Origin of the sequence: Streptomyces sp. M2CJ-2, from assembly GCF_016757295.1 — a bacterium.
Lineage (GTDB): Bacteria > Actinomycetota > Actinomycetes > Streptomycetales > Streptomycetaceae > Streptomyces.
In genome coordinates this window covers 139,927-154,302 of record NZ_JAESIF010000004.1, presented here as the reverse complement: position 1 = coordinate 154,302, position 14,376 = coordinate 139,927, and the positions used below count along the sequence as shown (strand labels likewise).

At 72.1% G+C, this 14,376-nt stretch carries 8 protein-coding genes; 1 reads left to right on the top strand and 7 read right to left on the bottom strand.

The window, feature by feature from the left end:
- Nucleotides 1–142 precede the first annotated feature (142 nt).
- The 4 genes from JL475_RS06260 to JL475_RS06245 form a co-directional block, all read right to left on the bottom strand.
- On the bottom strand, nt 143–2,584 hold the full coding sequence (locus tag JL475_RS06260) for a [protein-PII] uridylyltransferase (RefSeq protein WP_202276224.1): 2,442 nt from the start codon (nt 2,582–2,584) through the stop codon (nt 143–145).
- Nucleotides 2,585–2,611: 27 nt separating this feature from the next.
- A complete protein-coding gene (locus tag JL475_RS06255; RefSeq protein WP_202276222.1) occupies nt 2,612–2,950 on the bottom strand; it encodes a P-II family nitrogen regulator in 339 nt (112 codons plus the stop codon).
- Nucleotides 2,947–4,287, bottom strand: coding sequence for an ammonium transporter (locus JL475_RS06250; protein ID WP_202276220.1), 1,341 nt, complete (start codon nt 4,285–4,287; stop codon nt 2,947–2,949). The genes JL475_RS06255 and JL475_RS06250 overlap by 4 nt, the downstream gene beginning before the upstream one ends.
- Before the next feature lie 428 nt (nt 4,288–4,715).
- Complete coding sequence (locus JL475_RS06245) at nt 4,716–6,209, bottom strand: hypothetical protein (protein ID WP_202276218.1); 1,494 nt, start codon at nt 6,207–6,209, stop codon at nt 4,716–4,718.
- A gap of 443 nt (nt 6,210–6,652) precedes the next feature.
- On the opposite strand from JL475_RS06245, the gene JL475_RS06240 reads away from it, so the two are divergent.
- The gene (locus tag JL475_RS06240) at nt 6,653–7,318 is read left to right on the top strand and encodes a bifunctional DNA primase/polymerase (RefSeq protein ID WP_202276216.1); all 666 of its coding nucleotides are present in this window, start codon (nt 6,653–6,655) and stop codon (nt 7,316–7,318) included.
- Nucleotides 7,319–7,467: 149 nt separating this feature from the next.
- Here the strand turns inward: JL475_RS06240 and ftsY are convergent, their stop codons facing one another.
- The 3 genes from ftsY to smc form a co-directional block, all read right to left on the bottom strand.
- The gene (gene ftsY, locus JL475_RS06235; RefSeq protein WP_202276214.1) at nt 7,468–8,664 is read right to left on the bottom strand and encodes a signal recognition particle-docking protein FtsY; all 1,197 of its coding nucleotides are present in this window, start codon (nt 8,662–8,664) and stop codon (nt 7,468–7,470) included.
- A 275-nt stretch (nt 8,665–8,939) separates the two neighbouring features.
- Nucleotides 8,940–10,358: a sugar porter family MFS transporter gene (locus tag JL475_RS06230; RefSeq protein WP_202276212.1), complete on the bottom strand. Its 1,419-nt coding sequence runs from the start codon at nt 10,356–10,358 to the stop codon at nt 8,940–8,942.
- 234 nt (nt 10,359–10,592) lie between these two features.
- Entirely contained in the window at nt 10,593–14,189 is a 3,597-nt protein-coding gene (gene smc, locus JL475_RS06225; protein ID WP_202276210.1) for a chromosome segregation protein SMC, read from the bottom strand.
- Between the last annotated feature and the right edge of the window lie 187 nt (nt 14,190–14,376).

The window sequence follows — 14,376 nt, the reverse complement described above, 5'->3', positions numbered from 1 at the left end:
GGGTCGGGGGCGGAACTGGGCTGCCCTCCAGGGTATCCGGCCCGGCAAGCAAATCGTCCCCGCCCGCTGCAGTCAGTGGACGGGGGCGGACCCCCGCGTCGGCGGGGAGTACACCCGATCAACACACGGAACGACCACAAGGTCATACCCGCAATGTCTCCTCCAGTTTCCGGGCCATCGCCCCCGCCTCCTCGCCGGGAAGGGGCGTGCCCTCCAGGCAGGTCACGTAGAAGGCGTCCACCGCGTTCGCCCCCAGCGTGCTCACATGCGCGCTCCGCACCCGCACCCCCGCGTCCTCCAGCGCCCGCCCGATCCGGAACAGCAGCCCGGGGGCGTCCTGCGCCCGGACCTCGATCACCGTGGCGTGCCGGGAGGCGTCCGGGGCGACCGTCACGCGTGGGGGCGGTGCGACCACGCCCCGGCGACGGGGGTGGGCGGCGTCCCGTTCGGCGAGCCGGCCGGCGACGTCGAGGGTGCCCTCCAGAGCCCTGACCAGGTCGGTGCGGAGCCGGGCGGCCTGGGGCAGGGAGCCGTACTCGGCGGCGACCCGCCAGTCCAGCAGCAGCACGGAGCCGTCGGCGCCGGCCGGGAGGTCCAGCGCCCGCAGCTCCGCGGTGCGTACGGTCAGCCGGTGCACGGCGAGCACCCCGGCCACCGCGGGCAGCACACCCTCCTGGTCGGGTACGGCGATGCGCAGTTCCACACCGAGCGGCTCGGGATCGCCGGAGGGCTCGGTGGGCGGTTCGGTCCGGGCCCGCAGGGACAGCACCGGCGCGCCCGTGGCGACCGCCTCGATGGCGAGGCGGTCCTGTTCCGCGGTGGGCGCGGTCTCCTCGGGCCCGGCCGGTACGTCCCCGGACAGCACGGCGAAGACCCGTTCGACGAGGTCGGCGACGAGCGAAGCGCGCCAGGACGACCAGGCGGCCGGTCCGGTGGCGAGGGCGTCCGCCTTGGTGAGGGCGTGCAGAAGTTCGAGGGTGCCCCGGTCGCCGACGGCCTCGGCGACCACACGCACGGTGGCCGGGTCGTCCAGGTCGCGCCGGGTGGCGGTCTCGACGAGCAGCAGATGGTGGCGTACGAGGGTGGCGATCACCGTGACGTCGTGCCGGTCGAAGCCGATGCGGGCGGCCACGTCCCTGGCGATGGCCTCGCCGGCCACCGAGTGGTCTCCGGGCCGGCCCTTGCCGATGTCGTGCAGCAGCGCGGCGACCAGCAGCAGGTCGGGCCGGTGCACGCACCGGGTGAACTCGGAGGCGCGGACGGCGGTCTCGATGAGGTGCCGGTCCACGGTCCACAGGTGCACGGCGTTGCGCTGGGGGCGGCAGCGGACCCGTTCCCAGTCCGGGAGCAGGCTGTTGACCAGGCCCTCCGCCTCCAGCGCCTCCCAGACCTGGATCGTGGGCCGGCCGGAGCCCAGCAGGGTCACCAGCTGTTCCCGCGCCTCGGCGGGCCACGGCGTGGGCAGGGGGCGCGCGGTGACCGCCATGCGCCGTACGGCGTGCGGGGAGAGCGGCAGCCCGGCCTGGGCGGCGGCGGCCGCGGCACGCAGCGGGAGCACGGGGTCGCGTTCGGGGCGCGCGGCGCGGGCGAGCACCACTTCGCCGTCCTGTTCCACGACCCCCTCGGCCAGCGGGGAGCGCTCGGGCGCCGCTTTCCCGCCACCCAGGACGGCGCGCAGTCCGGGCCGCACCGCGCGGGAGCGCAGCACACGCGCCACTTCGCGCCAGGTGACGTCACCGGCGTACGCGATGACGCGTGCGGCCTCGTAGACCTGCCGCAGCAGCACGTCCGCGTCGAGCATGCCCAGTTCGGCTGCGACCTGGTCCTGCTCCTGCAGCGCGAGCCGGTCGGTGGCGCGCCCGGTGGCCAGGTGCAGGGCGTCCCGTACGTCGAGGAGTCGGCGGCGGGCGTCGGCCAGGCCCCCGCGCGGGGCGTCGGCGAGCCAGGAGGCGGCGACGGCGCGCAGGGCGGTGGCGTCGCGGAGCCCGCCGTGGGCCTCCTTGAGGTCGGGTTCCAGGAGGTACTGCAACTCGCCCATGCGTTCGGCGCGTTCGGCGCACAGCTCCTGGAGGGCGGGGAGCCGCTTCGGTGCCTGGTTGCGCCAGTCGGCGAGCACCGCCGTGCGCAGTGCGGCGGTGAGGCCGAGGTCACCGGCGATGTGCCGGGCGTCCAGCAGGCCGAGCTGGACCTTCAGGTCCTCGCCCGCGGTCCTGCGCGCCTCGGCCGAGGTGCGGACGGAGTGGTCGAGGGTGAGGCCCAGGTCCCAGACGGGGTACCAGAGGCGGTCGGCGAGGGCGGCGACCGCCTCTGGGTCGCCGCCGTCGTGCAGCAGGAGCAGGTCGAGATCGCTGCGCGGGGACAGTTCCGCGCGCCCGTAGCCGCCCACGGCGACCAGGGACACCCCGCGCACCCCCGCGGCACCCGCCGCGAAGAGCCCGGCGAGCCAGTCGTCCGTGAGGTTCGCGAGGGCGGCGCGGCGCGGCGGTCCGGACCGCGTCTCCTCGGTGAGGAGGTGCAGCCGGGCCGCCGCGTAGCCGCCGGGTCCCGACCCCTTCGTCCCGTCGTGCACGCCCGTCCCCGTCATCGGTGGCTTCTGTTCCGTTCGCCCTGTTCAGAGCGCGTCCGGGCCGCGCTCACCGGTGCGGACCCGTACGGCGGTCCCGACCGGGACCGACCAGACCTTGCCGTCGCCGATCTTGCCGGTGCGGGCCGCCTTGACGATCACGTCGATGAGCTGTTCGGCGTCCTCGTCCTCCACCAGCACCTCGATGCGGATCTTGGGCACCAGGTCGACGGTGTACTCGGCACCGCGGTAGACCTCGGTGTGGCCGCGCTGGCGGCCGTAGCCGCTGGCCTCGGTGACGGTCAGGCCGTGCACCCCGAAGGTCTGCAGGGCCTCCTTGATCTCGTCGAGCCGATGCGGCTTGACGACGGCGGTGATGAGCTTCATGCGTCCACCTTCTTGCTCTCGGCCGGGGCGAGGGGCGCCTGGGCGGCGTTGCGGGCGGCACCGCCGCCGGCGCCGCTGAAGTCGTATGCGGTCTCGGCGTGTTCGGCCCGGTCGATGCCGGCCACCTCCTCGTCCTCGGAGACACGCATGCCGATCGTCCGGTCCAGGAGGAAGGCGAGGACCGCGGAGACGACCAGGGAGTAGGCGAGGACGCCGAAGACTCCGGCGCACTGCTTCCAGAACTGGTCGAGGCCGCCGCCGTAGAAGAGTCCCCGGACGTCCGACTGGCCCTTGCCGCTGGCGAGGAAGCCGACGAGCAGGGAGCCGACGATGCCGCCGACCAGGTGGACGCCGACGACGTCCAGGGAGTCGTCGTAACCGAACCGGTACTTCAGGCCGACGGCCATGGCGCACAGCACACCGGCGACGGCGCCGACGGCGATCGCGCCGAGCGGGGAGACCGCGCCGCCGGACGGCGTGATGGCGACCAGGCCCGAGACCGCGCCGGAGGCGGCGCCCAGCGTGGTGAACGCGCCGTGGCGGAACTTCTCGTAGGCGAGCCAGCCGAGTACGGCGGCGGCGGTGGCGACCTGGGTGTTGACGAACATCAGCGCGCCGACGCCGTCGTCGTTGCCGAGCCAGGAGCCGGCGTTGAAGCCGAACCAGCCGAACCACAGCAGCGCGGCGCCGAGCATGACCAGCGGCAGGCTGTGCGGGCGCATCGGGTCCTTCTTGAAGCCGACCCGCTTGCCGATCACCAGGATCACACCGAGCGCGGCGGCGCCGGCGTTGATGTGGACGGCTGTCCCGCCGGCGAAGTCGATGACGCCCAGTTCGAAGGCCCAGCCGCCGGCGCCCCAGACCCAGTGGGCGACCGGGAAGTAGACGACGGTGGCCCACAGGGCGATGAACAGCGCCCACGCGGTGAACTTCACGCGGTCCGCGAGCGCGCCGCTGATCAGGGCGGGGGTGAGGACAGCGAACATCAGCTGGAAGACCAGGAAGACGAAGACGGGGATGGTGTAGCCGTCCCACAGCTCGGTCAGGCCGATGTCGCCGAGGCCGACCCAGTGGGAGTTCCATCCGGCCAGGCCGCCGAAGTCGGTGCCGAACGCCATGGAGAAGCCGTACAGCACCCACAGGACGGTGACGATTCCCAGGCTGATGAAGCTCATCATCAGCATGTTCAGGGTGCTCTTGACGCGGACCATGCCTCCGTAGAAGAAGGCCAGGCCCGGGGTCATGAGCATCACCAGGGCGGAACAGATGAGCATGAACCCTGTGTTGGCGGCAGAGAGCGTGGGCGTCTCCGCGGCAAGGGTGACGGCTGCTGCCATCAGCGTCTCCTCGTCGTCGGTACGGCCCCGTGCGGGCGGAACCCGAGCGGGTCGTGAGGGGTGGGCCGGTTCTGCGCCAAGAGATTCGCGCAGCGCCGTTTCGGTGGGCGCCCCTCGCTGTTTCGCCGCCGTGACGAAGGCACCTGGTGTGTTACGCGTCGATGAACTGCCGGATCCGCGCGCTCCCCGCCCCGTGGCACCGCAGCCATCGATGGAGCAGCCACGACGGCGAGCACCGGGTCCGCGAGAGCGACGACGGCCGGGCACAAAAAACCGACCGCGGCGGGCCTCCCGATGACCTGGCATGGGGGAGCCGAGTCGGGCAGTTCGGGAGGGCCGGCCGCGGCCGGGGTCTGGATTTTTCCCGGAGGTTCCTGTGGTCCCTCGGGGGGTTCCTGTCGAGTTTCGGGATCGGACCGCTTCGGGAGTCAGACCGCTTCGGCGGTCTCCGGCAACTCGATGGCGAGCCGCTCGGTGAGGTCGACGACCTCGGCGAGGTCGCCGAAGTCACGGACGGCCGTGTCGACCGTCTTTCGGATACGGGTGGTGACCCGCTCGGAACGGACCTTCTTGGCCGCCCTGATGGCCTCGGTGGCGAGGACCGCGCCCCGCTCGGGCTCACGCTGGAGGAGATGCACGGTGGCCATGCCGATCAGGTTGAGCGCGTACGACCGCTGGTAGTCGGCGCGCTCCTGGGCGAACAGCTCCACGGCCCGCTCCATCAGCGGCTCGGCGAGGGAGGCGTACGTGGGACTGCGGCCGGCGACGTAGGCGAGGTCGCGGAAGGAGTGGGAGTTCTCGCCGTACAACTCGGCCTCGGAGAAGAAGCGGATCCAGTCGGGGTCCGGTTCGTCCCACTCGCCGACCTCGGCGAAGGTGTCCTCGGCCATCCTGACCGCGCGCTTGCACCGGCCGGGCTGGCCCATGTTGGCGTAGGCGCGGGCCTCCATCGCGTACAGCATCGACTGGGTGCGCGGGCTCGCGCAGTCACGGCTGCCGTACTGGGCGAGATGGATGAGTTCCAGGGCGTCCTCGGGCCGGCCGAGGTGGATCATCTGCCGGCTCAGGTTCGACAGGATGTACGAGCCCAGCGGCCGGTCCCCCGCCTCCTTGGCCGCGTGCAGGGCGAGCACGAGGTACTTCTGCGCGGTGGGCTGGAGCCCGACGTCGTACGACATCCAGCCGGCCAGTTCGGCGAGCTCGGCGGCGACCTTGAACAGCCGCCGCCGGATCGGGTCGGGCTGGGGTTCCTGGAGCAGGTCCGTCACCTCGTGCAGCTGCCCGACGACGGCCTTGCGGCGCAGGCCGCCGCCGCACTGGGCGTCCCACTGCCGGAACATCACGGTGGTGGTCTCCAGCAGGTCCAGCTCCGGCTGGGACAGCCGGCCGCGGCTGTGCCCCAGGGCGGCGGACTCGGACTCCGGGCGGGACGGGGCGGCGGACGGCGTGGGGACGAGCCAGCGCTGCATGGGCTCGATGAGGGACGGGCCCGCGGAGAGGGCCAGCGAGCTCCCGAGGAAGCCGCGCCGGGCGAGCATGAGGTCGCTGCGCGAGAACTCGCTGAGCAGGGCCACGGTCTGCGGGCCCGTCCAGGGCAGGTCGACGCCGGTCACGGAGGGCGAGGGCCGGGTGGTGCGCAGCCCCAGGTCCTCGACGGACACGACGACGCCGAAGCGCTCGGAGAACAGCTCGGACAGGATGCGCGGGATGGGCTCGCGCGGGTTCTCGCCGTCCAGCCAGCGGCGCACGCGCGAGGTGTCGGTGGAGATGTGGTTGGCGCCCAGTTGGCGGGCTCTGCGGTTGACCTGGCGGGCGAGTTCGCCCTTGGACCAGCCGCTGCGGATGAACCACGAGGCGAGCAGCTCGTTCGGACGCTTCTCCGTACCCGCAGCGCTCGTCCCGCCACCGCCGTTGCCGCTCACTGGAACGCCCCCATCCCTGAAACCACTCGCCGCTGAGTGCGCCAAGCCCTATCAGAATGCCGGTTGCCGGGGCCGCCGTCCGGCGGATGCCACCCACCGAACGGAAAGCCGAGTTGCCTCCGGCATACCCGTGTGTGCATGTGCCCCAAGAAGCCGTGCACACAACGTAGCGCTACGATCACCCGTCCAGCCATGGCGAACCGGTAATCGCCACCATTCGCCACCCCATCGAATGAACTCACGGTGGCCGACTCACGATTCACTTGACACAGGGCGGCCACAGTGGATGCGGCGAGGCACTCCGGGGCGCGAGCCACCCTGCACGCCACCCCGGACGCTTCCGGGCGCCGACTGAGCCGCGCGGTACGGGGAAGTCGAAAACAGAGAGTCATGCACCGCACTCGCTGCGTAACCACCGGTGCGTCGGACCCGTTGGAGGGGGCATGGGCTTCACGATCGGCATCAGCCGGGGCATCCGCGACATCCGGTCCGGCTCACGCCGTCGGGGCCGTGTGTCGGACGGCACCGGAGTGGCGGAGTACACCGGGCTGTGGGGCTGGGACGTGGTGCCGGGTGCCCGCGCCGCGGCCGGTGCCTGCTCCTGCGGCCGGGCGGGATGCCGGGCGCCGGGGGCGCATCCGCTGGACCTCGCCCCGGAGATCCCCGCCGGGGCTCCGCTGGACGACGTGACGGAGATCTGGGCCGGGTACCCGGGCGCCGCGATGATGCTGCCGGTCGGGCGGGCGTTCGACGTGATCGAGGTGGCCGAACCCGCCGGGTGCCGCGCCCTGGCCCGGCTGGAGCGCATGGGCCTGCCCGTCGGCCCGGTCGTCGCCACCCCGGACGGCCGGGCCCAGTTCTTCGTCGCCCCCGGCGCCGCCGCCGCGCTCCCCGAGCTGCTCTACCGCATGGGCTGGGACGACCCGGCCACCCTCGACCTGCGCGGCCTCGGTCCCGGTACGCACATCACGGCGCCGGCGTCGGACCGGGGCGGCCTCGGCCCGGTGCGCTGGCTGCGCTCCCCCGCCCTCGACTCGGTTCCCCGCCCGCCCGAGGCCCGTCTGGTCCTGGGCACGCTGGCGTACGTCGTGCATCGGTCGCAGGCGTAGGCACAGGCGCCGGAAGTCGCAGCCGCAGGCGTAGGCGTAGGCCCCGAAGCCGTACGTGGGGCGACACGGCGAAGCGCCCGTTTCCGGGTTTCCGGAAGCGGGCGCTTCTTCGCGTCGGTGCGGGTGCCGTCCGGCGGGTCGCCTCGGGGTCACTCCCCGATGAGCGCGTCCACGAACGCGTCGGGCTCGAACGGTGCCAGGTCGTCCGCGCCCTCGCCGAGACCGATCAGCTTGACCGGGACGCCCAGTTCGCGCTGGACGGCGATCACGATGCCGCCCTTGGCCGTGCCGTCCAGCTTGGTGAGCACGATGCCGGTGATGTCGACGACCTCGGCGAAGACCCGGGCCTGGACCAGGCCGTTCTGACCGGTGGTGGCGTCGAGCACGAGCAGCACCTCGTCCAGCGGGGCCTGCTTCTCCACGACCCGCTTGACCTTGCCGAGCTCGTCCATCAGGCCGGTCTTGGTGTGCAGTCGGCCGGCGGTGTCGATGAGCACGACGCCCGCGCCGATCTCCTTGCCCTCCTTGACCGCGTCGAACGCGACGGAGGCCGGGTCGCCGCCCTCGGGGCCACGCACGGTGTGGGCGCCGACGCGCTCGCCCCAGGTCTGGAGCTGGTCGGCGGCGGCGGCACGGAACGTGTCGGCGGCGCCGAGGACGACGGTGTTGCCGTCGGCGACCAGGACCCGGGCGAGCTTGCCGGTGGTGGTGGTCTTGCCGGTGCCGTTGACCCCCACGACCATCACGACGCCCGGACCACCGGTCTCGGTCTCGGTGCGCACGGTGCGGTTCATCGTGGGATCGACCAGGGTGATCAGCTCCTCGCGGAGCAGCCCGCGCAGTTCGGCGGGGGTACGGGTGCCGAGCACCTTCACGCGCTCGCGCAGCCGCTCGACCAGCTCCTGGGTGGGCTGCACGCCGACATCGGCGGTGAGCAGGGTGTCCTCGACCTCCTCCCAGGTGTCCTCGTCGAGGTGCTCGCGGGAGAGCAGGACGAGCAGGCCCTTGCCCAGGGCGTTCTGTGAACGGGAGAGACGGGCGCGCAGCCGGACGAGCCGGCCGGCGGTGGGCTCCGGGATCTCGATCGCGGGAGCCTCGGCGGGCGGCTCCTCGACGACGACCGGGGCGGAGCCGTCCGGAAGATCAACCTCCTCGATGGTGCGCCGCGGTTCCTCCCGCGGCGTCTCGGCCTCGTCGCCGACGTGCGGCTCGGCCGGAGGGGCGGTGATGTCGGGCGCGGTGGGCGGCGGGGGCAGCTGCTTCTTGCGGCGGCTGCCGACGATGAGCCCGCCGAGCACACCGAACACGACCACGGCAATGACTACAGCAAGGATGACGATGTCCATAACGGGTCCAGTATCAGTCATGGGCAGCCCGGTCGAGCCGAGGTCGGCCCCCGTGGAACGGTCCGTGCCGTCCCGGCCCGGCGACCCGGTGGCCGTCGGCCGACGACGCACGGGGCAGGACGTGCGGCACACGGCACAAACACGCCGCCGCCCCGGCGCGGACGGTCGTCCGGGGCGGGGCGGCGGGGTACGAGGAGAGGGGCAGCGGGGACTTGAACCCCTCTCCTCGGGCTCGGGTGGGACGGGTCCGTGGACCGTCGGTCCCGCGGGCGCGGTCAGCCCATTTCCTCCAGGGCCTTGCCCTTCGTCTCCTTGACGAACTTCAGGACGAACGGGATGGAGAGCGCCGCGAACACCGTGTAGATCACGTAGGTGGTCGACAGGTTCCAGTCGGCCAGCGACGGGAAGCTCGCGGTGATGGCCCAGTTGGCGATCCACTGCGCGGCGGCGGCCACGCCCAGCGCGGCGGCGCGGATCCGGTTCGGGAACATCTCGCCGAGCATGACCCAGACGACCACACCCCAGGACAGGGCGAAGAAGAGGACGAACATGTGGGCGGCGACCAGGGCAACCAGGCCCTGAGTGGCCGGCAGCTTGCCGTCGACCAACGGGTGCGAGAACGCCCAGGCCTCCAGGGCGAGGCCGATCACCATGCCGACGGAGCCGATGATCGCGAGCGGCCTGCGGCCGATGCGGTCGACGAAGATCATCGCGATGACGGTGCCCACGATGTTGATGATCGACGTGGTGAAGGAGTAGAAGAACGAGTCCGCCGGGTCGACGCCGACCGACTGCCACAGCGTCGCCGAGTAGTAGAACGCGACGTTGATGCCGACGAACTGCTGGAAGACCGACAGGCCGATACCGACCCAGACGATCGGCTTGAAGAAGAAGCTGCCGCCGAGCAGGTCCTTGAAGCGGGACTTCTCCTCGCTGTGCATCGCCGTCTCGATCTCGCTGACGCGGGCGTCCAGGTCGACGTTCTTGCCCTCGACCTCTTCGAGGATCTTCCGGGCGCGCTCGTGCTTGCCGACGGAGATCAGGTAGCGGGGGGACTCGGGGATGGCGAAGGAGAGCAGTCCGTACAGCACGGCCGGGACGACCATGACGCCGAGCATCAGCTGCCATGCCTCCAGACCCAGCAGCGTGCCGCGCTGGTCGCCGCCGGCGGCGTTCAGGATGCCCCAGTTGACCAGCTGCGACACGGCGATGCCGACGACGATCGCGGCCTGCTGGAAGGAGCCGAGCCGGCCGCGGTAGGCGGGCGGGGCGACCTCGGCGATGTAGGCCGGGCCGATCACCGAGGCCATGCCGATGGCGACGCCGCCGACGACCCGCCAGAAGGCGAGGTCGTAGAGGGAGAAGGGGACGGCGGAGCCGATGGCGCTGACGGTGAACAGGAGCGCGGCGATCTGCATGACCCGGATGCGGCCGATGCGGTCGGCTATGCGGCCGGCGGTCGCTGCGCCGACGGCGCAGCCGATCAGCGCGATGGCGATGACCTGGGCGAGCGCGGCCGAGCCGATGTCGTAGCGGTCCCGGATGGCCTCGACGGCGCCGTTGATCACGGAGCTGTCGTAGCCGAAGAGGAAGCCGCCCATGGCGGCTGCCGCCGTGATGAAGATGACGTGCCCGAGATGTTCGGGTTGAGCCGTCCCGGCTCCTGACGTCTGTGCCTGCGCTGAGCTGGTCACGTGTAACTCCTCGGGCCACCGGCAACATCGCCGGATGGGGTCAGCCCTTCGAGGTTCACCTGAAGGTACCTGAAGGTAAAAGCAACATGACGAACACTATGCGTTCAAGTTCTGAAGTCAATAGAGGATTATGGAACGGATACCCTCGGATCTCGCGAGATTGAGTTCAAGAGTCGAAGTCACGCATGGGGGACGCAGGACGGACGATCATGAATGCGTGCAGGCTGCGCTCGCCTAACGGAGGCGCTGGCTGATGACCTTGGAGACGCCGTCGCCCTGCATGGAGACGCCGTAGAGCGCGTCGGCGACCTCCATCGTGCGCTTCTGGTGGGTGATCACGATCAGCTGCGAGGCCTCCTGCAGCTCCTGCATGATGCCGATCAGCCGCTGGAGGTTGGTGTCGTCGAGAGCGGCCTCGACCTCGTCCATGACGTAGAACGGGCTCGGCCGCGCCTTGAAGATCGACACCAGCAGCGCCACGGCGGTCAGTGACCGCTCACCGCCCGAGAGCAGCGACAGTCGCTTGACCTTCTTGCCCGGCGGACGCGCCTCGACGTCCACGCCCGTGGTGAGCATGTTGTCGGGGTCGGTCAGCACCAGCCGCCCCTCACCGCCCGGGAACAACCGGGAGAAGACGCCCTCGAACTCCCGGGCCGTGTCCCGGTAGGCCTCGCTGAAGACCTGCTCGACGCGCTCGTCGACCTCCTTGACGACCTGGAGCAGATCCGCGCGGGTCTTCTTCAGGTCCTCCAGTTGCTCGCCGAGGAACTGGTGGCGTTCCTCCAGCGCCGCGAACTCCTCCAGCGCGAGCGGGTTCACCTTGCCGAGCTGCTGGTAGGCCCGCTCGGCGGCCTTCATCCGCTTCTCCTGCTCCGCCCGCACGAAGGGGCGAGGCGTGTTGCGCGGGTGCTCGGGGTCGTCCGGGAGGTCCTCCCCGTCGGCGGGGAGCGAGGGCGGCACCGGTCGGTGCGGTCCGTACTCCGCCACCAGCCCGGCCGGTTCGACACCCAGTTCCTCCAGCGCCTTGGTCTCCAACTGCTCCATCCGCAGCCGCTTCTCGGCGCCGAGCACCTCTCCCCGGTGAACTGAATCCGTCAACTTGTCGAGCTCCGCCTTGAGGTCGCGCCCCTCGGTGCGCGCCCGGGCGAGTTCCTGCTCGCTGCGGGCCTTCGCGGCCTCGGCGGCGGTGCGCTCCTCCTCGGCGCGCGCGAGGGACACCTCGACGTGCGCGAGCAACTGACGGGCACCGCCCGCGACGGCCTCGGCGACGGCCGCCTCGTGCCGCAGGCGGGCCCGCCGCTGCTCGGCACGCGCGCGTGCCTCGCGTTCCGCGCGGGCGGCCCGGTCGAGGGAGTCGGCCCGCCCGGCGAGCCCCTTGACCCGCTCCTCGTGCGTACGCACCTGGAGCCGGGCCTCCATCTCGGTCTGGCGGGCGTTGGCCCCGTCGGCGGCGAGCCGGTCACGCACGGAGGGGTCGGGCTCCTCTCCCTCCCCGAAAGGGGCACTCTCCTCGGCGACGGCGAGCCGTTCGGCGAGTTCCTCCACATCGGTGAGCGCCTTGTCGAGGGCCTCCTGCGCCCTGGCGGCCGCGGCGGCGGAGCGCTCGGCCTCCCCGGCCGCACCACGTGCCTGCCCGGCGAGCCGGCCCAGTTGCTGGGCGACGGAGGACTTCTCCCGGTCGGCGGCCCGGCGCCGTTTCCCCAGTTCCTCGACGAGGGCCGCGCACCGGCCGCGCTCCTCGGCCGCCGTGTGCTGTGCCAGGGTCAGTTCCTCGCACCGCACATCGAGCTCTTCCAGTTCGGCCGCGGCCTCGTCCACGGACGCCCGCACCTCGAGCAGGCTCGGGGCTCCCGCCGAGCCGCCGTGCGCGAAGTGCGCGCCCAGCAGGTCGCCCTCGGCGGTCACGGCGATCAGCTCGGGCCGCGCGTACACCAGCTCCTCGGCGTCCTCCAGAGTGCCGACGACCACGATGTCGCGCAGCAACCGGCGTACGGCGGGCAGGAGTTCGGTGGGTCCGCGCACCAGGTCGGCGGCGTACGGGGGACTGTCGGGAGTATCCGCGCGCGGCTCGTGCGGTGCGTCGGCGGGCGCTTTTCGCGGCCCGTCGTCAAAGGTGCCGGTGAGCAGCAGGGTGGCGCGACCCGCTTCCTGTTTGCGCAGCAGGCGGATCGCGTCGGCGGCGGTGGCGGGGCCGGTGACGGCGAGGGCGTCGGCGGCGGCCCCGAAGGCGGCGGCGAGGGCGGCCTCGTGGCCCGGGGTGACGGTGAGCAGTTCGGCGGCGGGGCCGAGCAGCCCGGCGAGCCGGTCCTGCGCCGCGAGCAGCGCGCCGGTGCCGTCCTTGCGGCGCAGGCCGAGAGCGAGGGCCTCGTGGCGGGCCCGGGTCGCGGCGCGCTCGCGTTCGACGGTGGTGACCGCCTCGCGGGCGGCGGTGAGGGCGGTCTCGGCCTCGGCGAGCCGCTGTTCGGCCTCCGTGTGCCGTCCGGTGAGTTCCGCGTCACCGGCGTCGAGGCCGTCGACCTCGGCCTGCAGGGCCTCGTACTCCTCCTGGGCGGCGACGGCCCGTTCCTGGGCCTCGTCGCGGGCCGCGGCCAGGCGCTCGATCTCGGCCTGGGCCGCCGCGGCACGCGAACGGGCCGCGCCCACCTGGCCCGTGAGCCGGGCGAGCCCCTCGCGCCGGTCGGCGAGGGCGCGCGCGGCGTCCTTCAGCCGCCGTTCCTCCAGGGCGAGGTCGCGTTCCAGCTCCGTGCGGTGGGCGACCGTGTTCTCCAGGGCGTGTTCGGCGGCCTCGAGGGCGGCCTCCAGCTCGGCCTCCTGCTCGCGGACGCGGGCGGCCTCGCGCTCCATTTCCCCGGGGTCGCGTCCGTGGCGCTCCTCGGGGGGTGCGGAGGTGGCGCTCTTCACGCGCGCTTCGGCCAGCGAGACGGTACCGCGCACCCGCTCGGCGAGCTGGGAGAGCTCGTACCAGGTCTGCTGGGCGCTGTGCAGGCGCGGAGTGAGCCGGCGCACCTCGTCCTCGAGGGCCGCCTCCCTCTGGAGCGCCTTGCGCAGTTCCTGCTCGGCGGCGTCCTTGCGCTCCTTGAGGGCGGCCTCGTCGGCGATCTCCGCCGCGACCGCGTCGCGCAGCCGCACGAGGTCGTCGGCGAGCAGGCGCAGGCGGACGTCGCGCAGATCTGCCTGGATGACGGCGGCCCTTCTGGCGACCGCGGCCTGGCGGCCGAGGGGTTTGAGCTGGCGGCGCAGTTCGTCGGTGAGGTCCTGTACGCGCGCGAGATTGGCCTGCATCGCGTCCAGCTTGCGCAGCGCCTTCTCCTTGCGCTTGCGGTGTTTGAGGACCCCGGCCGCCTCCTCGATGAAGGCGCGGCGGCCCATCGGGTCGGCGTGCAGCACGGAGTCCAGTTGGCCTTGGCCGACGATGACGTGCATCTCACGGCCGATGCCGGAGTCGGAGAGCAGTTCCTGGATGTCGAGGAGACGGCAGGTGTCGCCGTTGATCTGGTACTCGCTGCCGCCGTTGCGGAACATGATCCGCGTGATGGTGACCTCGGCGTACTCGATGGGCAGGGCCCCGTCGGCGTTGTCGATGGTCAGCGACACCTCGGCGCGGCCGAGCGGCGGTCGGCCGGTGGTGCCGGCGAAGATGACGTCCTCCATCTTGCCGCCGCGCAGCGACTTGGCGCCCTGCTCTCCCATGACCCAGCTGAGCGCGTCCACGACATTGGACTTGCCCGAGCCGTTCGGACCGACGACGCACGTGATGCCCGGTTCGAACCGGAGCGTGGTCGCCGAGGCGAACGACTTGAAGCCTCGGAGGGTCAGGGCCTTGAGGTGCACGTGGCCGGACTTTACCTGCCCGGGATGTCCCACTCCATGAACCTGCGGTTTCACGGGTGAACGCGCAGGGCACACCAAACGTTAAAGACGGTGAAAGGATGCGCGAGTCAAGAAACCGGGAACTGGGGAAACCGGGCGGCGCAGGGGGTGCCGGGGGTACGGAGGCAAGAAAGAAGGGACGCCGGGG

Excerpts from the sequence above, each read along its gene's own strand:
- JL475_RS06260 (WP_202276224.1), bottom strand. The coding sequence starts at position 2,584 with ATGACGGGGACGGGCGTGCACGACGGGACGAAGGGGTCGGGACCCGGC.
- JL475_RS06255 (WP_202276222.1), bottom strand. The coding sequence starts at position 2,950 with ATGAAGCTCATCACCGCCGTCGTCAAGCCGCATCGGCTCGACGAGATC.
- JL475_RS06250 (WP_202276220.1), bottom strand. The coding sequence starts at position 4,287 with ATGGCAGCAGCCGTCACCCTTGCCGCGGAGACGCCCACGCTCTCTGCC.
- JL475_RS06240 (WP_202276216.1), top strand. The coding sequence starts at position 6,653 with ATGGGCTTCACGATCGGCATCAGCCGGGGCATCCGCGACATCCGGTCC.
- ftsY (WP_202276214.1), bottom strand. The coding sequence starts at position 8,664 with ATGGACATCGTCATCCTTGCTGTAGTCATTGCCGTGGTCGTGTTCGGT.